The sequence below is a fragment of the Microbaculum marinum genome (assembly GCF_037855135.1).
GTDB classification, from domain to species: Bacteria; Pseudomonadota; Alphaproteobacteria; order Rhizobiales; family Tepidamorphaceae; genus Microbaculum; species Microbaculum marinum.
In genome coordinates, this window is the sequence record NZ_JAZHOF010000011.1 from 108,923 (window position 1) to 127,474 (window position 18,552).

Genomic DNA, 18,552 nt, shown 5'->3' on the forward strand with positions numbered 1-18,552 from the left:
GGGCGACAATGACCGAGATCTCGAGGCGGTTGGTTCTGGGCGGTGCTGCACTGGGCGGCCTGATGGCCTCCGGCGGCGTCGCGGACGCGCATGAAGCGACGATGCAGCCTCCCTTCGGACCGGCGCCGGAACCCCTCGCGGGCAAGGAACTGCCTTCGTTCCGCTTCGCGATGGGGCAGGAGACGGTTGCTCGGTACGACGGCGGAACCTCGAAACAGGCGAACGTGTCCCAATTTCCCGTGTCGGAGAAGATCGCCGGCGTCTACATGACGCTGGACCCCGGCGGCCTGCGGGAACTCCACTGGCATGCCAATGCCGCGGAATGGGCGTACATGCTGAAAGGCCGCGCCCGGATCACCATCGTCGACCCGGAGGGCCAGTCGCAGACGGTCGACTTCGGCAAGGGAGATGTCTGGTACTTTCCGCGCGGCTACGGCCATTCGATCCAGGGACTCGGCCCCGAAGGCTGCGAGTTCATTCTGGTATTCGACAACGGCTATTTCTCCGAGTACGGCACCTTCTCGATCACCGACTGGCTCGCGCATACCCCGAAAGAGGTGCTGGCGAAGAATTTCGGGGTGCCGGAATCGACCTTCGCCAACTTTCCGAAGAAGGAGGTCTATATTTCGCAGGGACCGGTCCCCGCCGCGCTGCCGCTCGATCCGCCGCCCGGTTCGGTGACCGCAGGCCCGCTCAGCCACCGCTACCAGCTGCTGGCCCAGAAACCCGAGGAATTTCCGGGCGGTACGATTTCCATCGTGTCGCAGAACGAGTTCCCGATCTCCTCGACGATCACGGGCGCAATACTGACGATTAGGCCCGGCGGAATGCGGGAGATGCACTGGCATCCGAACGCGGCGGAATGGCAGTTCTACATGTCCGGCAGGGCCCGGATGACCGTTTTCGGATCGGCCGGCCGCGCGAAAACCGAGGATTTCTCTGCCGGCGACGTCGGCTACGTCCCGCAGGGGTTCGGCCACTACATCGAAAACGTCGGCGATGAGGATCTCGAGGTCCTGCTGGCGCTCAACAACGCCACCTACGAGTCGATTTCCATCACCGAGTGGATGTCGGCGCAGACGGACCTGCTGCTGGCGACGAATTTCGAGGTGCCGGAGGCGACGTTCGAGGATTTTCCGACGCACCGGCTGGTGATGCCGGAGGGAAAAGGCTGAACCGCACCGCTTCGTAACGCTGCTCCTCGCGGTGTCGCCAAGCGATGCCAGGAGAGTGCCGTCGCCGTGTCATGCAGGTGCCGTCGCCATGCCGTCGCTGCGTCGTGAGCGTGCCAGCCTCAGCGTGCCACCGCCTCCAGGACCTTCTTCGAGATCGACTGGCGCCAGCCCGCCGCCTCGGCCCACGGATCGGGGCCCTGGACGCGCTCGATGACGTCGGCCACCCGGAACACGTTCGCCGCCTTCAGTGACGTCAGCTCGTCCCAGTCGATGGGGGTGGCGACCGGGGCGCCTTCGCGCGACCGGGTCGAGTAGGGGGCGATCGCGGTCGAGCCGCGCTCGTTGCGCAGCCAGTCGATGAAGATGCGGCCCTTGCGCTTAGCCTTCGACATCGTCGCGGTGAAGCGCTCGGGCTCGTCGGCGGCGAAGGACCGGGCGAAGGCCTCCGCGAAGCCCTTCGCCTCTTCCCCGGACGCGCGCCGGGTCAGCGGCACCACGACGTGGACGCCCTTGCCGCCGGTGACCAGCGGCACGGACTTCAGGCCGAGGTCGGAGAGCCGGTCGCGCAGGTCGAAGGCGGCGGTGCGGACGTCGGAAAACGACAGGCCCTCGTCGGGATCGAGGTCGAAGACCAGCCGGTCCGGCTTCTCCAGCGCGTCGACCCGCGACCACCAGATGTGGAATTCCAGCGTCCCCATCTGGACGGCCGAAACGATGCCGGCGCCGTCGGTCACGTACATGTAGCTGTCGGTGCCGCCCGAACTCTCCCTGACGTCCATCTGCCGGATCGCATCGGGAAAGCCCTCGCTGGCATGCTTCTGGTAGAAGCAGGAGCGGTTGCGCCCCTGCGGGCAGCGCACCAGCGACAAGAGGCGGTTCTCGACCAGCGGCAGCATCCGTTCGCTGACGGCCTCGTAGTAGCGGGCGAGGTCGATCTTGGTCACCCCCTGCTGCGGGTAGACCACCCGGTCGGCGCTGGAGATATGGACGCCCAGCACCTTGTCGGGATCGGCCTCCGATCCCGCGGATCCCGATTTAGCTGACTTGTCCGATTTCGGCTTTTCGAGCGTCACGGCCTTGGCCTTCTTGTCGTCGCGCAGTCCCAGGAACGATCCGTGCCGGACGTGCCCGTCGCTGGTGAACTCGGTGAAATCGACCTCCGCCACGAGCTTCGGCGTGACCCAGACGGCGTCGCGGGCGAACTCGCGCGGCACCTCGGCGAAGGGCGACGTCTTGCGTTCCAGCGCCGCCAGTCTCGCCGAAATGTCGTCCATCGTCGCCTCGGAAAATCCGGTGCCGACGCGGCCGCGATAGCGAAGCTCGCTGCCCTCATAGGTGCCGAGCAGCAGCGAGGCGAACTGCCGGCCCTTCTTGTCGGAGGGCGAATAGCCGCCGATGACGAATTCCTGGCGGCGCGTGCACTTGATCTTCAGCCAGGTGCCGGCGCGGCGGCCGGCGTAGGGCGCATCGGCCTTCTTGGCGATGATCCCCTCGCGGCCGGCCTTGCAGACCGACTGGAACACCTTGTCGCCGTTGCCGCGCACGTGCTCGGAATACTGCACGGTCTTGTCGGCGGCGACCGACTCCAGCAGCGTCTTCAGCGCCTCCTTGCGGTCGAGCAAGGGCTTCCCGCGCAGGTCGGCGCCATCGAGCGACAACAGGTCGAAGGCGTAGTAGCGCAAGGACCCGCCATCCTTTAGCGCCTGCTGCAGCGAGGAGAACTGCGAGGCGCCGCTGGTGTCGGCGGCGACCACCTCGCCGTCGATCAGGGCGGCGTCGCAGTCGAGGCGGGCGCAGGCGTCGGCGACGGGCTGGAACCTGTCCGTCCAGTCGAGGCCCGAGCGGGTGTAGCAGCGCGCCTTGCCGCCGGCCACCGCGACGAGGCAGCGGTAGCCGTCGAACTTCATCTCGTGCAGCCAGTCCTCGCCAGCGGGGACATCGGAGACGAGCCTGGCGAGCTGCGGCTTCTCGAAGCCCGGCAGCCTGGCGGGCTTGCGGCTGCGTGCGGATTTTCCGTTGCGGGGGGAGGCCGCGGCCTTCCCGGCCGGTTTCACGGCGCCGTCGTCCGCGCCGGTCCACTCGTTCCCGGACCCGGCGATCTGCCGGAGCGTGCGTCCGGTCGTGACGCTCTTGGTGAAGCGCTCGATCAGGGCTCGGCCGGTCGAGGCATCCTCGTCGTCGGCCTTCATCAGCAGCCAGTTCTCGCGCTTCTCGTTGCCGCGCGGCTTCATGCGGATCAGGATCCACTCGCCCTTCATCCGCTCGCCGTCGAGGCGGAAGTGCATCTTTCCCGCGTCGAGCCCCGTTGCCGGATCGTCGATCGGCTCCCAGGTGCCGGTGTCCCAGAGCATCACGGTGCCGGCCCCGTACTCGCCCTTGGGGATCGTGCCCTCGAAGTCGCCGTAGGCCATCGGATGGTCCTCGGTGCGGACCGCCAGCCGCTTGTCGGCCGGATCGAGGCTCGGCCCCTTGGTCACCGCCCAGCTCTTCAGGACGCCGTCCCATTCCAGCCGGAAGTCGTAGTGCTCGCGGCGCGCGTCGTGGCGCTGCACCAGGAAGCGCAGGCCGGACTTGCGGCGCCGGGCGCGCTTGCCCTTCGGCTCGCGCGTGCGGCCGAAGTCGCGCCGGGCATTGTATTCCTCCAGCGTGCCGGCCCGGTCGCTCATGCCGCCTTCTTCGACCCGCGCGACCTGGACTTCGACGAGGAGGAGCCGGACGTCGACTTCGACGAGGACTTCGTTTTCGACGACCCCTTGCCCGACGCCTTGGTGCCCTCCAGGCTCTTCTTCAGCGCCGACATCAGGTCCACCACGTTGTCGTCGCCAGCCCGGCCGGTGTCCTCGGCTGCGACGCGTTTCGCCTTCTTGTTGCCGCGCTTGCGATCGACGAGCGCCCGCAGCGCGTCGGTATAGTGGTCCTTGAAGGCGCTGGCGTCGAAGGGCGCGGACTTGCGCTCGATCAGCGTGGTGGCGACCTCGAGCAGGTCCTTGTCGGCCTTGTCGTCGGAGATTTCGGAGAACAGCGGGTCGGCCTTCCTGATCTCGTCCTCGTAGTGCAGGGTCTCCAGCAGGAGCCCGTTGCCGCACGGCTTGATGGCGGCGAGATATTCCTTGCCGCGCAGGGCGAGCTGGCCGAGCCCGATCTTCTCGGTCTCGCGCAGCGCGTCGCGCACCACGGAATAGGCGTCCATCGCCAGCTCGTCGGTGGGAACGAGGTAGTAGGGCTTGTCGAAATAGAGCGGCGGGATCTCGCAGGCGCCGACGAACTGCACCAGTTCCAGCGTCTTCTTCGTTTCCAGCTTGATGGCGTCGACCTCGTCGGGATCGAGCAGGACGTAGTTGTCCTTCTCGAACTCGAAGCCCTTCATGATGTCGGCGCTGTCGATCGGCCCGATGCCGTCCACGACCTTCTGATAGTGCACCGGCTTGCCGGAGGGTTCGTGGATCTGTCTGAAGGAAATCGACGCGCCCGACCGCGTCGCGCTGTAGAGTTCCACGGGAATCGACACGAGAGACAGTCGCAACTGCCCCTTCCACAAAGCACGCGCAGCCATCTCCGCCTCCGACTCGAAACAAGTAAGGAAACGGCGGGGGAGGGGATTGGTTCCAGGGGAGAGGCATGCGCCCGGTCAGGCGAGCCTTTCGATCTCCCGGTCGAATTCCAGCCGGAGCTGCGCGGCCTCGTCTTCCGGCAGCGACAGCGCCATCTGCTGAAATATCGTCCTGTAGAGTTCGAGCCGCGAGCGATCCCAAGGCATCGTGTCGGCGGCGCGCGCCTCGGCAAGGATGCGCCCGAGCCGCCGCCTGATCCTGTCGGGATCGGCGCGATAGACGATCGGCTCGGTCGGGAACAGGTCGTCCTGTTCCGCGAACATGTCGAGTTGGGTCCGGCTCATGCCTCGTGCCAACCGGTTGCCGAATCGGCCCAATGATCGGGGTTAGCGGCGACGTCTTCAAGCTTGATGGGCGGACGATCCAGAACTGCTTGTATGCCGGACACCCCGTGAAGCCGGCCGAAGGAACGCGACACGGAGGATATCGTGGAGCTAGAGTGCTCCACCGGAATAGAAACTATGAATAGTCGCAGCTGCTCCTTCCCCAAAACACCGGCAGCTATTTCCGTCGCCAACTCGAAGCAAGTGCGTTGGCGGGGGTTAGGGGAGGTTTCCTGGCGAGCGTTGGGCACGCGCGCTATCCTTGCGCGAGTCATTCCCTGAGGGCACTCCGGACGTAGTTCTATTTGGGCAGGTAGTTCGATGTCCGAAATTGAAGGTATTACAGAACTGTCGGCTTGGTTAGACGGCAAGCCCAAGGCGTCGGCTGCCGCGCTTGCCTCGCGTGCGGCAGCCCGGACGATTCCAGTACTTGCCAGGCTGGAATCGGACACGAGTCCGGAACTTACGCGCGTTACTGTCTTGCCGATTTTCCGGGCACTAAGTGCTGCGCTGGCAGCGAGCAAATACCCTTCCCGAGATTCTAATTCCGCCGCAATCGCCGCAACCAATTTCGCCTATTTCACCTATGACGCTGCCAGCAACGGTGCGACCACAGCCGCGTACGCTGCAGCGCGGATAGCCGGTACCGACGCCGTAGGGGCGCGCGCTTCCGCCGCCGAAACCGCGCTGGCCACATCGCGCACGGCCGGTTCGGCCGCTGCCTTTGTCGCCGATTATACTTCTATCGATGAAGTCACCGCCGCCATGCGGGCGATGTGGGGTGCGATTTCTTTTGATGCGGAGCTGTATGACGGCGGTGCGGCGGTTGATCGTATCGCGGCTAGACCACTCTGGCCGGGCGATCCGGCCAGTTGGGTCGGCAAAGGCTGGAACGCTGTGAAGGGTGATCTGGAAACAGCTGACGAGGACTGGGGGGTCTGGATTAACTGGTACGAACGTTTGCTTTGGGGCCGCGCCGCGCACGCCAATGCCGAGGCCGCGAAGGAAATCGATCTGGCTTATGTGCTGATTGAAAATGAGGAGTGGGAGCACGGTCCAGCCCATGTGAATGCGCTGATCAAGAGGCGGATCGAGGAGATAGAGGGGCGGTACGCAACGGAAGATTCTGCCCCGATTCTCGATACGCCTCGGACTCCTCCTCCGCCTCTTCCACCGCAGTCGGCCGGATTGCGACGAGTGGTCAACGAAGATGGTCTGATTGATCGAGGTCCGGTCCGGCCGCTTGATGCGGTGAACGATGATATCGACAGGATCCGGCAACTTGCACCTCAGGCTGTCACGTTGGGCAATGAATTGTTGCCGCTACTGTCCCCCAATCTTAACCCAGAGCTCGTTCGCGTCGTTTCACGATACGTAACTGCAATTGCGGGAGCGCCAGAAATTGACGTCAATTGGGCCGAAATCTGGGGCCTCGGCGTGCAAATGGAGCAGACGTCGGCGGCAACTGGCCGACAAATCGAAAACCAGCTAGTGCCGCCACTGGAGGACAAGGCCAAGGCTGCATTAGATAGTCTCCTTATGATCCACCGGCCGCTGATCCTGTCGACCCAAGAAGGACAGGAACTTCTGCAACTCGTGCGGAACTATTCTGCTTCCAGCGAAGATCGACGCGCCGCACATGATACAAATTACGAGTTGGTCGCGAAAATGAAGCGGGCGGACGATGTGTTCGCGCCAGCGACGGTTGAAGACTTTGAGCACGCACTTGAGGCAGCCGGCGAGGGAGCTGAATCGGAGCGCGGTTCCGCGTTCGTGGCGGTGACCGTCAAAAATACGATGATCGTTCTCGTTGCCGGGGCGGTCCTCTCACCCGTGACGATCGGAACGATTCTGGGGGGTGCGGGCGGTGCGATTGGTGGAGCGGCGCTCACTCTAGTCGGTGTGGAAGCACTGAAGAAGTCTAAGATTTTTCAGTCGATTACCTCCGCAATCGGGGGCCGGATTGATGGATGGGCCGACGTTGACCTTCGAGCCTGGGTAAAGACGTCGACGGTGCGGTTTGCGCCCTACAGACGCTTTGTCCGAGATAACGCCGATCTGCTGCGAAAACTGGCAGCTAAGGAGGACTGGCCTTGGCTGACGCGCTATGTCGATTTCCTGGCGTCAGGTGACGATGAGCAATTGGGCGAGTAGGGATCGAGCAGAACAATCCGGCGCACCGCCGCCCTGGATTCCCGCTTTCGCGGGAATGAGCGGAGGGTTGGGATGCCTGGCGGACGGCGTGCGTTGCCGCAGCCACTGAGCTAGGCCCCGGATCGGGGTCCGGGGCGCAGGCTGCGGTGAGGGGGGAAGGTCGTGCCAGAAGTACAGCCTACGTCCCGGCCTGCGAGCCGGGAGTCAGCGTAACGACCCGGCACAGCCGCCCTGGAGTCCCGCTTTCGCGGGAATGAGCGGAGGATCGGGATGCCTGGCGGACGGCGGGGTGTTGCCGCAACTGCTGAGCTAGGCCCCGGATCGGGGTCCGGGGCGCAGGCTGCGGTAAGGGGGAAGGTCGTGCCGCACGTACAGCTTACGTCCCGGCCTGCGAGCCGGGACCCAGTGCAACGACCCGGCACAGCCGCCCTGGATTCCCGGTTTTGCGGGAATGAGTGGAGGATTGGGATGCCTGGCGGACGGCGGGGCGTTGCCGCAGCCGCTGAGCTAGGCCCCGGATCTGGGTCCGGGGCGCAGGCTGCGGTAAGGGGGAAGGTCGCGCCACACGTACAGCCTACGTCCCGGCCTGCGAGCCGGGACCCGGCGCAACGACCCGGCGCAGCCGCCGACTCCTACCCCGGGACCGGCGCGTCCTCTCGCAGCAGGCCTTGCGACTTGAGGTCGGCCCACAGGCCGGCCGGGGCCGGGGTGGCGAGGGCGGCGCGGTTGCGGTGGACCTCGCCGGGGGTGACGGCGCCGAGGACCAGCGAGCAGACGGCGGGGTGGGCGAGGGCGAACTGGACGGCGGCGTGCGGCAGGGCGATGCCGTGCGCCCGGCAGATCGCGGCGATGCGCCCGACCCGGTCGATGATCTCGGGCGGTGCCGGGGCGTAGTCGTAGCGGGCATCCTCGACCGGGCCGGTCGCCAGGATGCCGGAGTTGAAGACGCCGCCGAGCATGACGGAGATGCCCTTTTCCTCGGCCAGCGGCATGAACTCGTCGAGCGCCGGCTGCTCGAGCAGCGAATAGCGGCCGGCCAGCAGGACCACGTCGAAATCCCCGGCGCGGGCGAAGCGGGCCGACGTGTCGGCCTCGTTGATGCCGACGCCGATCGCCTTGACGGTGCCGTCGGCGCGCAGCCGGTCGAGGGCGCGGTAGGCGCCGTCCATCGCCTCCCTGAAGCGGGCGTCGGCCTCGTCGCCGTGGGTCCAGACGTCGGCGTCGTGGATCAGCAGCACGTCGACGCGGTCGGTGCCGAGCCTGAGCAGCGACTGCTCGAGGCTTCGCATGGTGCCGTCATAGGAATAGTCGAAGGAGGCTGCGTGCGGCAGGCCGCCGGCAAAGCCCGGCGAGATCACGCCTTCCCTGGTGACGCGGACCGGCGCGGTGTGCGGGTCCATGACGCGGCCGACCTTGGTGGAGATCACGACGCTCTCGCGCGGGACGCGTCTCAGCGCCGTGCCGCAGCGATGCTCGGCAAGGCCGTTGCCATAGTGCGGCGAGGTGTCGAACAGGGTCATCCCGGCATCCAGCGCCGCGGCGACGGCCTGGATTGCGGTCAGGTCGTCGAGGCGGGTGTAGAGGTCGCCGAGCGGCGCCGAGCCGAAGCCGAGGACCGTGACGTCCGGACCGTTGCGGCCGAGCGGGCGTCTGGGAAGCGGTTGGGTCGGGTTCATGACCCAACGGTAGCACCGGGCGCGGGCAGGTGGAAGGCGGGCGTCGCGCAACCGTGGGGGTCCGCTCATCGCGGGCGAACGGGCTCCGGGGCAAGTGCCCGCCGCAGCCGCCGTGCTGGGCGCCGGATCGGGTCCGGGGCGTAGTCCTGTCGTGGGGCAGGGACCGTGCGACATATTCGGTCTATGTCCCGGCCTCCGCGCCGGGGCCCAGTTCAGAGGTGCACCCGCGCGGGGCGCCTGCCTCCTCCCGCTCGTCCCCGCGGAAGCGGGGATCCAGCGCACGGACCCGGCGCAGCCGCCGTGCTGGGCCCCGGATCAGGTCCGGGGCGTAGTCTGCGGAGTGGGGCAGGGGCGATGCCCCTCGCACGGACGATGTCCCGGCCTGCGAGCCGGGACCAGTTCAGCGGTGCATACCGCGCGGGCCGGCAGCCTTCTACCGCTCGTCCCCGCTTTCGCGGGAATGAGCGGAGGATGGGGGACGGGGCGGGCGATCCATCGGTCCGCCTCAATCGCCCTTGACGCCTCCGGCCGTCGCGACTACCTTGCGCGCGCAACTTCTGGAAGGGAGACCGGGCGTGTCCGGCAATATCCTTATCGTACGATGGCGCACCGGGGCCGTGGCGGGATAGACACCGCCGCGAGCAATGGTGCGCAGCCAAGGCCCCTCGAGGGCCTTTTTTGTTGCCTGATCGCGCGTATCCACGGAAGAACGGCGCGCACGAGAAAGAGGGAAGATCGCCATGAGCGAAGAGATGAACGGCGCTGAAATCGTCCTGAAGGCGCTGAAGGACCAGGGGGTCGAGTTTGTCTTCGGATATCCCGGCGGCGCGGTGCTGCCGATCTACGACGCGATCTTCCAGCAGGACGACATCCAGCACGTACTCGTGCGCCACGAGCAGGGCGCGACCCATGCGGCGGAGGGTTACGCGCGGTCGACCGACAAGGTCGGCGTCGTGCTGGTCACCTCCGGGCCGGGCGCGACCAACGCGGTGACCGGACTGACCGACGCGCTGATGGATTCGATCCCGATGGTCTGCATCTCGGGCCAGGTGGCGACCCACCTGATCGGCAACGACGCCTTCCAGGAATGCGACACGGTGGGGATCACGCGGCCGTGCACCAAGCACAACTGGCTGGTCAAGGACATCAACGACCTCGCCCGGATCATGCACGAGGCGTTCTATGTCGCCAAGAGCGGCCGGCCGGGGCCGGTGCTGGTCGACATCCCCAAGGACATCCAGCTGACGCCGGGGCCCTATGTCGGGCCGAAGAACATCGAGCACAAGACCTACAAGCCGCGGATGAAGGGCGATCTCGACGCGATCCGCGAGGCCGTCGACCTGATGGCCGGCGCCAGGCGTCCGATCCTCTATACCGGCGGCGGGGTGGTCAATTCGGGCCGCGAGGCGAGCCAGCTCCTGCGCGAGCTGGCGCACATGACCGGGTTTCCGGTCACCTCGACGCTGATGGGGCTCGGCGCGTTTCCCGCCTCCGACAAGCAGTGGCTGGGGATGCTGGGCATGCACGGCACCTACGAGGCGAACCTCGCCATGCACGACTGCGACGTGATGGTCTGCGTCGGCGCGCGCTTCGACGACCGGATCACCGGCCGGCTCGACGCCTTCTCGCCCTATTCCAAGAAGATCCACATCGACATCGATCCCTCCTCGATCAACAAGAACGTCAAGGTGGACGTGCCGATCATCGGCGACGTCGGCTACGTGCTGGAGGACATGATCCGGCTGTGGCGGGCCAGCGCCGCGCAGCCCGACAGGGCGGCGAAGAAGGAGTGGTGGGACCGCATCGAGGCGTGGCGGGCGCGCGACTGCCTGCGCTACCGGCCGAGCGACGACGTGATCATGCCGCAATACGCGATCCAGCGGCTCTACGAGCTGACCAAGGACCGCGACACCTACATCACCACCGAAGTCGGCCAGCACCAGATGTGGGCGGCCCAGTTCTACGGCTTCGAGGAGCCCAACCGCTGGATGACCTCTGGCGGGCTCGGCACGATGGGCTACGGCCTGCCGGCGACGCTCGGCGTGCAGATCGCCCATCCCGACGCTCTGGTCATCGACATCGCCGGCGACGCCTCGGTGCTGATGACCATGCAGGAGATGTCGACGGCGGTCCAGTACGAGCTGCCGGTGAAGATCTTCATCCTCAACAACCAGCACATGGGCATGGTGCGGCAGTGGCAGCAATTGCTGCACGGCAACCGGATCTCGCACTCCTACCACGAGTCGATGCCCGACTTCGTGCGGCTCGCCGAAGCCTACGGCGCGGTCGGCTTCCGGGTCGACAAGCCGGGCGACCTGGATGCTGCGATCGAGGAGATGATCGAGGTGAAGCGGCCGGTGCTGTTCGACTGCCGCGTCGCCGCGCTCGCCAACTGCTTCCCGATGATCCCGTCCGGCAAGGCGCACAACGAGATGCTGCTCGGCGCCGAGATCGACGACGAGGACGTCGCCGAGGCGATCGACGAGGAAGGCAAGATGCTGGTTTAGAGTTTGTTTTTCCCCATCCTACGTCATCCCGGAAGCCGCCGGCGGGCGGCTATCCGGGATCGCCAGGAGCCGCAGCGCTCGCGGACCGGGCGATCCCGGCTCTGCGCTGCGCTCCGGCCGGGATGACGTCGGAGTGTGATATCCGTGGCTTCACCGGACAGGTAAACGCATGCTGCAACTCGTCATCGGTAACAAGAACTATTCGTCCTGGTCGCTCAGGCCCTGGCTCGCGATGCGGCACCTGGAGATCCCATTCGAGGAAATCCTGATCCCGCTCGACCAGGACGACACCAAGACGCGGATCCTGGCGCACTCGCCGGGCGGCAAGGTGCCGGTGCTGAAGGACGGCGACGTGACCGTCTGGGAATCGCTGTCGATCCTGGAGTACCTCGCCGAGACATTCCCCGACCGCGGACTGTGGCCCGACGATGTCGCGGCCCGCGCCCACGCCCGCACCGTGTCGTGCGAGATGCATGCCGGCTTCTCGGCGCTGCGGTCGGCCTGCCCGATGAACCTGCGCAAGCGCTTCGCCTACCGCGACCGCGGCTCCGAGGTCACCCGGGACGTCGCCCGCATCCAGCAGATGTGGGGCGAGTGCCGGCGCCGCTTCGGGAGTGAGGGGCCGTTCCTGTTCGGGCGCTTCTCGGCGGCGGATGCGATGTTCGCGCCGGTGGTGGCGCGCTTCGAGACCTACTCGATCCCCGTCGACGATACGGTGCGCGCCTACATGGACGCGGTGATGGGAACGCCCGCCTTCCGGGAGTGGAAGGCGGCCGGCGATGCCGAGAGCTGGGTGCTTGCCCACGACGAAGTAGACGAGCCGGCGCTTCCGGCGGAATAGGGAAAGAGAAATGCTTCAAAGCGTTCAAGCGGTCGAGCAGCACACACTGTCGGTGCTGGTGGACAACGAGCCGGGCGTACTGGCCAGGGTGATCGGGCTGTTCTCCGGCCGCGGCTACAACATCGACTCGCTGACCGTCTCGGAGACCGAGCACGAGCAGCACCTGTCGCGCATCACCATCGCGACGACCGGCACGCCGATGGTGATCGAGCAGATCCGCAACCAGCTGGAGCGGCTGGTGCCGGTGCACCGGGTGGTGGACCTGACCGCCGGGGGCAGGCCGCTGGAACGCGAGCTGGCGCTGATCAAGGTCGCCGGGAAGGGCGAACTGAGGGTCGAGGCGCTGCGGCTGGCGGACGCGTTCCGCGCCCAGGTGATCGACGCGACGACCGATCACTTCGTCTTCGAGATCACCGGCCGGTCCTCGAAGATCGACCAGTTCGTGTCGATCATGAAGCCGCTCGGCCTAGTCGAGGTGTCGCGCACCGGCGTCGCCGCGATCCAGCGCGGCCCGGAGGCGATGTAGGCGGCTCCAAGCACGGCTCTTCGCCCCGAGGCGGTTAGACCGCGAAGCGTCCAATGTACGGAATATCCGCAGGCCGGCGCGGATTGAGATCCCGCGCCGGCCTGCGGCAATCTGAAGAGCCTCAGCGGCCCCACATCACCGTGACGGACTTGTCGTCGAGACCGACGAAATCGCCGTCGACGCCACCGTTCAACCGATACTGGATCCTGAGATCCTGCTTGCCGGAGGCGTGGGTGGCCCACTGGAAGCAGCGCGCCGTGCGCCAAACTGTCGGGTGTGCTGGCTGATTGCCCTCGAACGTGACGTTCTGGGCGGCCGAGGAGGGTGCCACGGGCGTTCCGTTCAGCGTCGCCTGGACGAACATCGCCGGGAGATCGTCGGGATCGGTCCGTGAGGTATAAGCCTCCGCACAGAAGACGATGACGACCGGGCCGTTGGCGCGGAACGTGTTCTTCATGCCCGGCACGTTTACGTAGGACCTGGAATCCGTGGTCGTGTCGTCGTCGGAGGTCTTGTAGGAGACCTTCCGGATCGATCCCTTGCCCCCGATGGTGGCCTCCGGCCGCGCCTTCTCGGCTCCGGAATCGGCAGCCTTGTCCGCCGGTCCGGCAGTCGCGACCGACGTGGCGAGGCCCAATGTTGCCGCTGTCGCTGCGGCGATAAGCAATGAACGATTTGCAATGGAAATCATCTGTGACTCCCTGGTCATGATGAACAGACAAAGCCTCTCCGACGGAGACAGCTTCCTGGATACCTGCCGAAACGGCAGGTTCCGTCTTGTACACCGGGCGGGCCGAAAGTTCATCCAATTTATTCGTCGGCGAAGTATTCATGATGATTAAGCTCATTACGTAGAGTGATTTTAATTGGTTTTCATTTATCAACATTTATTCGGTGGGTTGACCTGAAATGGTTTTTGAATAGACAAGTATGTGCTTGCACGATTGGGGCGCATATTTTTAAAGGTATTCTGAAATTTTTTTGCTGGAATTTAGTGTAGTAATATAAATAAAAGTGCAAAATCCATAACATCCAAATATGTTTTTTTGTAGATACGGATTTTTCCGTTACGGTATTTATATTCAATCAGTTATAAATTTCATTGTTGGGTAGGTATTTTTACAAGATATTCGGAATTGTGGTTTTGTGATTCTTTTCGTGACAATGAGTTTAGGAACGCAAATCTTGTTTCCGAAAGCAACGCTGATCACTTCATCCGGCCGAAAGGCGCTCCGGCGGGATGTGCCGGTGCCGCACCAGGGCGGACAGCCGACGGGTGGTCCCGCAGGAGTCCGTTCGCCGGCCACCGCCCGGGAAACCGGCCGCCGCCGGAGAAACGAGATGGAAGCTTCGCAAGACTGTCGTTGAAGCACCTTAGGGTCCTCGACGGGTCAGGGAAACCGGGCGAACGTCGATGCTGGACACCGTCTCCGCAACCGAAACATCGTCGCGGACGGTCCAGCAGTATATCGACGAGACCCCGACCTGGACGGACGGCACGCCGGTCCCGACCACGCCGATGACCGCGATGCAGTGGCTCGTCTGGTGGCTGGCGGCGATCGGCAAGTTCTTCGAGGGCTATGTCGTCTTCACCACCGGCGTGGCGCTGCCGCTGATCCAGAAGGAATTCGGTTTCGATCCGGTGGTTGGCGGACTGGTCGGCGCCGCGCCGCTGGCCGGCATCCTGGTCGGCGCGTCCGCGCTGGGCGGGGCTGCGGATGCGTACGGCCGCAAGCCGGTCTTCATCGGTGAAATGCTGCTGTTCGTCGCGTTCCTGGTCGGCATCTCGCTTGCTCCGAACATACCCGTCGTCGTGGCCTGCCTGTTCGGCGTCGGCCTGGCGCTCGGAGCCGACTATCCGACGGCGCACATGATCATTTCCGAAAGCATTCCCTCGCGGGACCGCGGCCGCCTCGTGCTGGCGGCGTTCGGGTTCCAGGCGCTCGGCGCGTTGTTCGGGGTGGGGGCCGGCTACCTGATCCTGGTCGCCGAGCCCAACCTGACGGCCTGGCGCTGGATGTACGCACTCGTGGCGCTGCCGGCGCTTCTCGTCGTGTTCGGCCGGCTGTTCGTTCCCGAAAGCGCGCACTGGCTGATGTCGAGAGACCGGGTCGATGCCGCGCAGGAGGAGATGCGGCGGCTGCTGCGCCGCGAGCCGTCCTATCCGAAGGCCATCGCGCTTCGACGCGCCGGAGACGGAACGGCGTCGGTACACAAACCACGCCACTACGCGGCCCTGTTCGCACCCAGGATCCGGCGCGCCACGATCCTTGCCTCCGTGCCGTGGCTGCTGCAGGACCTGTCGACCTACGGCATCGGCATCTTCACCCCGACGATCATCGCCAGCACGCTCGGCCATTCGACGGGTGAAGCGAATTCGGTCGCCGAACTGGTGCACAACGACATCATCGCCGCCAAGGGCGCGGCGATGATCGACGCGCTGCTGATCGTCGGCATCGTCTTCGCGGTGCTGCTGGCCGACCGGATCGGGCGGATCCGCCTCCAGGTGATCGGATTCGTCGGCTGCGCCGCGGGGCTGTCTCTGGCCGCCCTGTCCTCGGCGTTTCCCGGAAGCAGCCAGATATTCCTGATCTTCGCGGGCTTCCTGATCTTCAACTTCATGACCAATCTCGGTCCAAACGCGCAGACCTACCTGATCGCCGGCGAGGTCTTTCCGACGCGGCTGCGCGGCAAGGGGGCGGGCTTCGCGGCGTCCGTGGGCAAGATCGGCGCCGTGGCCACGGCCTTCCTGTTCCCGATACTGCTCGACGACATCGGCCGCACGGCGACCCTGCTGCTGCTCGTCGGCGCGGCCCTGCTGGGGGCGGTGGTGACCTGGCGGTTCCGGATCGACACGCGCGGCAAGGACCTCGAGGAACTGCACGCGGAGTCGTGATCGGCCTGCGCCTGCCTTCGCGGGGCCTGCGCCCGGCGGGTTCTGCTCACGCCCCGCCAATGTACACTGTCGCTCCGCAACGACTGATTCCCGATCAAGCGCCGCGATGAAACTCTCGAGCGAACAGGATGCCGCCGCCAAGGCCGTTTCGGCCTGGCTGAAAACGCCGGGCCAGCAGGTGTTCCGGCTGTTCGGCTTCGCCGGCACGGGCAAGACGATGCTGGCCCGGCACATCGCCGAGGCGATCGACGGCGACGTGCTGTTTGCGGCGTTCACCGGCAAGGCGGCGCAGGTGATGCGCAACCGCGGCTGCGAAGGGGCGCGCACGATCCACTCGCTGATCTACCGGCCGCGCGGCGAGGAGGCGATCGAGGACGAGGAGACCGGCAAGACGACGGTCAACCCGACCTTCTCGCTGAACCGCACCAGTCCGGTCTCCAAGGCCAAGCTGGTGATCGTCGACGAATGTTCGATGGTGGAGGAAAAGCTCGGGCGCGACCTGCTGAGCTTCGGTGCGCCGGTGCTGGTGCTCGGCGATCCGGGCCAGCTGCCGCCGATTACGGGTGGCGGATTCTTCACCGATCACGAGCCCGACGCCCTGCTGACGCAGGTGCACCGGCAGGCGCGCGACAATCCGATCATCCAGCTCGCGCAGACCGTCAGGGAAGGCGGCCGTCTCGAGCAGGGATCGTACGGCGACAGCCGGGTGATCGGCCGCGGCGACGTCGACAGCGAACAGGTGCTGGCCGCCGACCAGGTGCTGCTCGGCATCAACCGGACGCGCAAGCGCTACAACCAGCGAATACGCGAACTGAAGGGATTCGAGGGCCTGCTGCCGGCGTCGGGCGACAAGCTGGTCTGCCTCAGGAACAATTCGGAAAAGGGCCTTTTGAACGGCAGCCTCTGGCAGGTCATGTCGGTGGGGCGCGGCAAGGCGCAGGCGCTGTCGATGATGGTCAAGGCCGACGACGACGGTCCCTATGGCGACATCGTCAAGATCCGGGTGCTGAAGGCGCTGTTCGAATCCGCCGAAGAGGTGCCCTGGACGCAGCGGCGCAACTCCGACGAGTTCGACTACGGCTACGCACTGACGGTGCACAAGGCGCAGGGATCGCAGTGGGACGACGTGCTGCTGTTCGACGAGAGCTTCGCCTTCAAGGATACCCGCGAGCGCTGGCTCTACACGGCGATCACCCGGGCCGCGGAGCGCATCACGATCGTCCAGTGAGGCGGTTCCGGGTCATTGCCCCGGGGGTGTCCGGGATATACATTGTATATCCGAGGAAGGTATCGGCCATGAAGATGCGCCCATGAAGATCCGCGTCGCCAGATGGGGCAACAGCCTCGCCGTCCGTCTGCCCAAGGCGGCGGCCGAAGAACTCGGCCTCGAGGAGGGCGGGGAGGTTGACCTGTCGGTGGAGGACGGGACGGCGCTCCTGAAGCCGGTCGCGCGGCGGGGGCCGACCCTGCAGGATCTCGTCGCCGAGATGAAGCGGCTGGGTCCCCAGAACGAGCCGCCGTTCGAGGACTGGGGGATCCTGCCGTCGGAATGGCCGGACGAGGACTGGAGCGACATCGCGCCGCCGGATACCACACCGACGCTATACAATGCTGACAGTCGCCGAAAACGCTCCTGACGCAGGCGACGTCGTCTGGATCGACTTCGGCCCTCCCGTGGGGCACGAGCAGGCGGGCAGGCGCCCCGCGCTGGTCCTGTCGACCCGCGACTACAACGCGAATTCCAGTATGGTCATCGTCTGTCCGATCACGCGCAGCGAACGTTCGTGGCCGTTCAAGGTGCTGCTGGTCCCGGTCGGAAGCCTGCGCGGCTACGTGCTGGTGGATCAGATCCGTGCGGTCGACCGGACGACACGGGCGCTGCGTCCGCATGGCCGAGCCGCAGGAGACACTGTGGACGCCGTCCACGAGATGCTCGGGCTTATCCTGGGGAAGGCGTGACCTGCGGCGGCAGACCGTTCACTTTCCGGGCGCCCAGGGCGGGGCGACGATTTCCATGCCGTCATCGACGAGCCGGCGGGCCTCCTCGCCGATGCGGCGGCCGGACAGGACGAGGTCCGGCCGGATCTCGGCAAGCGGGACCAGCACGAAGCTGCGATTGAACAGCTCGCGGTGCGGGATCGCAAGGTCCGGCTCGTCGACCTCCGCCGTGCCGTAGTAGAGGATGTCCACGTCGATGACGCGCGGCCCCCAGCGGAACGTGTCGCGCCGTCCGACCTCGTGCTCGACGCGCTTGCACAGGTCGAGGATCGACTCCGCCTCGAGGCCGGTGTCGCCGGCGGCGCAGAGGTTGACGAACCAGTCCTGGTCCTCGTAGCCCCACGGGGCGGTCTTGTAGAACGACGAGCAGGCGCGGAACGTCATGGCCGGATCGGCGAACAGAAGCTCCAGCGCGCGGGCGAGGTTTCCCTGCTTGTCGCCGATATTGCTGCCGAGGCTGAATCCGACTTCGGCCATCACCGGCTCCTGTCGCGATCGATCTCGATGCCCACGGTGTCGAAGACGCCGCGGATCGGCGCCGACGGCTTGCGGATCTCGACGCGCACGCCCTGGATGGCCTCGAAGCCGGCCAGCAGCCTGCGCGCGATCTCCTCGGCCAGCGCCTCGATCAGCTTGAAGCGCATGTCCTCGACGACCGTGCGGACGGTCTCGTAGATCGCGCCATAGTCGGCGGTGTCGCGGACGCTGTCGGTGCGGCCGGCCCTGGACAGGTCGAGCCGGCAGTCGAGATCCAGCTCGAAACGCTGGCCGAGCCGCTTCTCCTCCTCGAAGACCCCGTGGTGGCCGAACAGGACGATGCCCCGCAGGAATATTCGGTCGCTCAT

General features: G+C 65.8%; 16 protein-coding genes. 9 read left to right on the forward strand and 7 right to left on the reverse strand.

The genetic code is table 11. The annotated features are described in order from the left end of the window. The first annotated feature begins 8 nt into the window (after positions 1-8). Complete coding sequence (locus V3328_RS22805) at positions 9-1,175, forward strand: cupin domain-containing protein (protein WP_340332030.1); 1,167 nt, start codon at positions 9-11, stop codon at positions 1,173-1,175. A gap of 119 nt (positions 1,176-1,294) precedes the next feature. Here V3328_RS22805 and ligD read toward each other — a convergent pair whose 3' ends face one another. From ligD to V3328_RS22820, 3 genes are all read right to left on the reverse strand, one after another. Continuing rightward, the gene (ligD, locus tag V3328_RS22810) at positions 1,295-3,841 is read right to left on the reverse strand and encodes a DNA ligase D (protein WP_340332031.1); all 2,547 of its coding nucleotides are present in this window, start codon (positions 3,839-3,841) and stop codon (positions 1,295-1,297) included. After that, a complete protein-coding gene (gene ku, locus V3328_RS22815; protein ID WP_340332032.1) occupies positions 3,838-4,728 on the reverse strand; it encodes a non-homologous end joining protein Ku in 891 nt (296 codons plus the stop codon). The genes ligD and ku overlap by 4 nt, the downstream gene beginning before the upstream one ends. A 75-nt stretch (positions 4,729-4,803) precedes the next feature. Next, positions 4,804-5,070 (reverse strand): hypothetical protein, encoded by a 267-nt coding sequence (locus V3328_RS22820; protein ID WP_340332033.1) that lies wholly within the window; start codon positions 5,068-5,070, stop codon positions 4,804-4,806. Positions 5,071-5,430: 360 nt separating this feature from the next. On the opposite strand from V3328_RS22820, the gene V3328_RS22825 reads away from it, so the two are divergent. Next, on the forward strand, positions 5,431-7,263 hold the full coding sequence (locus tag V3328_RS22825) for a hypothetical protein (RefSeq protein WP_340332034.1): 1,833 nt from the start codon (positions 5,431-5,433) through the stop codon (positions 7,261-7,263). A gap of 632 nt (positions 7,264-7,895) precedes the next feature. On the opposite strand, the gene V3328_RS22830 is transcribed toward V3328_RS22825, so the two are convergent. Next, on the reverse strand, positions 7,896-8,939 hold the full coding sequence (locus V3328_RS22830) for an aldo/keto reductase (protein ID WP_340332035.1): 1,044 nt from the start codon (positions 8,937-8,939) through the stop codon (positions 7,896-7,898). A 740-nt stretch (positions 8,940-9,679) separates the two neighbouring features. Here V3328_RS22830 and V3328_RS22835 point away from each other — a divergent pair. The 3 genes from V3328_RS22835 to ilvN all read left to right on the forward strand — a co-directional run bounded on the left by V3328_RS22835 (position 9,680) and on the right by ilvN (position 12,813). After that, complete coding sequence (locus V3328_RS22835) at positions 9,680-11,446, forward strand: acetolactate synthase 3 large subunit (RefSeq protein WP_340332036.1); 1,767 nt, start codon at positions 9,680-9,682, stop codon at positions 11,444-11,446. 169 nt (positions 11,447-11,615) lie between these two features. Next, positions 11,616-12,287 carry a glutathione S-transferase family protein gene (locus V3328_RS22840; protein WP_340332037.1) on the forward strand — a complete coding sequence of 224 codons (672 nt, stop codon included), beginning with the start codon at positions 11,616-11,618 and terminating at the stop codon, positions 12,285-12,287. Positions 12,288-12,297: 10 nt separating this feature from the next. Further along, a complete protein-coding gene (gene ilvN / locus V3328_RS22845; protein ID WP_340332038.1) occupies positions 12,298-12,813 on the forward strand; it encodes an acetolactate synthase small subunit in 516 nt (171 codons plus the stop codon). Between the two features lie 121 nt (positions 12,814-12,934). On the opposite strand, the gene V3328_RS22850 is transcribed toward ilvN, so the two are convergent. After that, positions 12,935-13,504, reverse strand: coding sequence for a hypothetical protein (locus V3328_RS22850; RefSeq protein ID WP_340332039.1), 570 nt, complete (start codon positions 13,502-13,504; stop codon positions 12,935-12,937). 723 nt (positions 13,505-14,227) lie between these two features. On the opposite strand from V3328_RS22850, the gene V3328_RS22855 reads away from it, so the two are divergent. The 4 genes from V3328_RS22855 (at position 14,228) to V3328_RS22870 (ending at position 17,668) form a co-directional block, all read left to right on the forward strand. Further along, positions 14,228-15,709 (forward strand): MFS transporter, encoded by a 1,482-nt coding sequence (locus V3328_RS22855; RefSeq protein WP_340332040.1) that lies wholly within the window; start codon positions 14,228-14,230, stop codon positions 15,707-15,709. A 106-nt stretch (positions 15,710-15,815) separates the two neighbouring features. Next, positions 15,816-16,937, forward strand: coding sequence for an ATP-dependent DNA helicase (locus V3328_RS22860; protein WP_340332041.1), 1,122 nt, complete (start codon positions 15,816-15,818; stop codon positions 16,935-16,937). An 82-nt stretch (positions 16,938-17,019) separates the two neighbouring features. Next, positions 17,020-17,346 (forward strand): AbrB/MazE/SpoVT family DNA-binding domain-containing protein, encoded by a 327-nt coding sequence (locus V3328_RS22865; protein WP_340332042.1) that lies wholly within the window; start codon positions 17,020-17,022, stop codon positions 17,344-17,346. Further along, the gene (locus V3328_RS22870) at positions 17,318-17,668 is read left to right on the forward strand and encodes a type II toxin-antitoxin system PemK/MazF family toxin (protein WP_340332043.1); all 351 of its coding nucleotides are present in this window, start codon (positions 17,318-17,320) and stop codon (positions 17,666-17,668) included. The genes V3328_RS22865 and V3328_RS22870 overlap by 29 nt, the downstream gene beginning before the upstream one ends. An 18-nt stretch (positions 17,669-17,686) precedes the next feature. Here V3328_RS22870 and folK read toward each other — a convergent pair whose 3' ends face one another. Together folK and folB are read right to left on the reverse strand one after the other, a co-directional pair. Beyond that, on the reverse strand, positions 17,687-18,184 hold the full coding sequence (gene folK, locus V3328_RS22875) for a 2-amino-4-hydroxy-6-hydroxymethyldihydropteridine diphosphokinase (RefSeq protein ID WP_340332044.1): 498 nt from the start codon (positions 18,182-18,184) through the stop codon (positions 17,687-17,689). Next, positions 18,184-18,552 (reverse strand): dihydroneopterin aldolase, encoded by a 369-nt coding sequence (gene folB / locus V3328_RS22880; protein ID WP_340332045.1) that lies wholly within the window; start codon positions 18,550-18,552, stop codon positions 18,184-18,186. The genes folK and folB overlap by 1 nt, the downstream gene beginning before the upstream one ends.

What these genes read in the sequence shown, in the direction of transcription:
- V3328_RS22805 (WP_340332030.1), top strand. Translation starts at nt 9, where the DNA reads ATGACCGAGATCTCGAGGCGGTTGGTTCTGGGCGGTGCTGCACTGGGC.
- ligD (WP_340332031.1), bottom strand. Translation starts at nt 3,841, where the DNA reads ATGAGCGACCGGGCCGGCACGCTGGAGGAATACAATGCCCGGCGCGAC.
- ku (WP_340332032.1), bottom strand. Translation starts at nt 4,728, where the DNA reads ATGGCTGCGCGTGCTTTGTGGAAGGGGCAGTTGCGACTGTCTCTCGTG.
- V3328_RS22820 (WP_340332033.1), bottom strand. Translation starts at nt 5,070, where the DNA reads ATGAGCCGGACCCAACTCGACATGTTCGCGGAACAGGACGACCTGTTC.
- V3328_RS22825 (WP_340332034.1), top strand. Translation starts at nt 5,431, where the DNA reads ATGTCCGAAATTGAAGGTATTACAGAACTGTCGGCTTGGTTAGACGGC.
- V3328_RS22830 (WP_340332035.1), bottom strand. Translation starts at nt 8,939, where the DNA reads ATGAACCCGACCCAACCGCTTCCCAGACGCCCGCTCGGCCGCAACGGT.
- V3328_RS22835 (WP_340332036.1), top strand. Translation starts at nt 9,680, where the DNA reads ATGAGCGAAGAGATGAACGGCGCTGAAATCGTCCTGAAGGCGCTGAAG.
- V3328_RS22840 (WP_340332037.1), top strand. Translation starts at nt 11,616, where the DNA reads ATGCTGCAACTCGTCATCGGTAACAAGAACTATTCGTCCTGGTCGCTC.
- ilvN (WP_340332038.1), top strand. Translation starts at nt 12,298, where the DNA reads ATGCTTCAAAGCGTTCAAGCGGTCGAGCAGCACACACTGTCGGTGCTG.
- V3328_RS22850 (WP_340332039.1), bottom strand. Translation starts at nt 13,504, where the DNA reads ATGATTTCCATTGCAAATCGTTCATTGCTTATCGCCGCAGCGACAGCG.
- V3328_RS22855 (WP_340332040.1), top strand. Translation starts at nt 14,228, where the DNA reads ATGCTGGACACCGTCTCCGCAACCGAAACATCGTCGCGGACGGTCCAG.
- V3328_RS22860 (WP_340332041.1), top strand. Translation starts at nt 15,816, where the DNA reads ATGAAACTCTCGAGCGAACAGGATGCCGCCGCCAAGGCCGTTTCGGCC.
- V3328_RS22865 (WP_340332042.1), top strand. Translation starts at nt 17,020, where the DNA reads ATGAAGATCCGCGTCGCCAGATGGGGCAACAGCCTCGCCGTCCGTCTG.
- V3328_RS22870 (WP_340332043.1), top strand. Translation starts at nt 17,318, where the DNA reads ATGCTGACAGTCGCCGAAAACGCTCCTGACGCAGGCGACGTCGTCTGG.
- folK (WP_340332044.1), bottom strand. Translation starts at nt 18,184, where the DNA reads ATGGCCGAAGTCGGATTCAGCCTCGGCAGCAATATCGGCGACAAGCAG.
- folB (WP_340332045.1), bottom strand. Translation starts at nt 18,552, where the DNA reads ATGAGCGACCGAATATTCCTGCGGGGCATCGTCCTGTTCGGCCACCAC.